The organism is Coprococcus sp. AF21-14LB (genome assembly GCF_003458885.1).
GTDB lineage: Bacteria > Bacillota > Clostridia > Lachnospirales > Lachnospiraceae > UBA9414.
This window is the reverse complement of record NZ_QRVX01000139.1, coordinates 1-705: the sequence shown is the minus strand read 5'-3', so window position 1 is coordinate 705 and position 705 is coordinate 1. Positions and strand designations below refer to the sequence as shown.

The following is a 705-nucleotide window of genomic DNA, read 5'->3' as shown; positions in this document are numbered from 1 at the left end:
ATATGCGCCCGGTCACGCTGTCCTCATACAGCCGCTTGAAGATAGCGGATAACTCGGCTATGCGTTTCTCGGCGGCTTCCAGTTCCTTTTTCTTGGCGGCGTTCCTGCGCTTGCCCCCGTCCTCGTTCTGCTCAATCAAGAGCTTCATAAACCGGGCTTCATGCTTTGCCGCATAGCTTGTCACTTTCCGCAGATTGGAGAGTACACCAGCGGTCAAGAGGTCGGTGCGGATAAAGTGCGCCGTACAGTCATGGGTGCGCTTCTTGTAGTTGCCGCAGATATAACAGTCCTGCTTGCGCTTGTCCGTCTGGTATCGCTGCTGATACATCACGCTGCCGCAGTCCGCACAGAACAGTATGCCGGAGAACAAACCCACTTCATCATAGCGGTTGGGGCGTTTGCGCTGTTTGCGAAGCTCCTGCACCCGTTCCCATGTTTGGGTGTCTATGATAGGCTCGTGGTGGTTCTCGAAAATCACTTGCTTTTCCAGGGGATTTTCTACACTGTGCTTGACTTTGTAAGAAAGTTTTTCTGTCTTGAAATTTACCAGACAGCCTGTGTATTCCCGGTTTTCAAGGATATGCACTACGGTATTAGTCGCCCACTTGCACTCATAGCCGGGGTGGTAGCGGCGGGTGCTGCCCGTCCTGCGGTATTCCAGCGTCCCCGGCGTGGGGATTTGCTGCTCTGTGAGCATACGGGCTA

At 53.9% G+C, this 705-nt stretch carries 1 protein-coding gene; it reads right to left on the bottom strand.

Annotated features, from left to right (window positions below; genetic code table 11):
- The coding region (locus tag DWX73_RS13410) for a recombinase family protein (RefSeq protein WP_199413568.1) at positions 1 to 705 on the bottom strand (705 nt) is incomplete at both ends.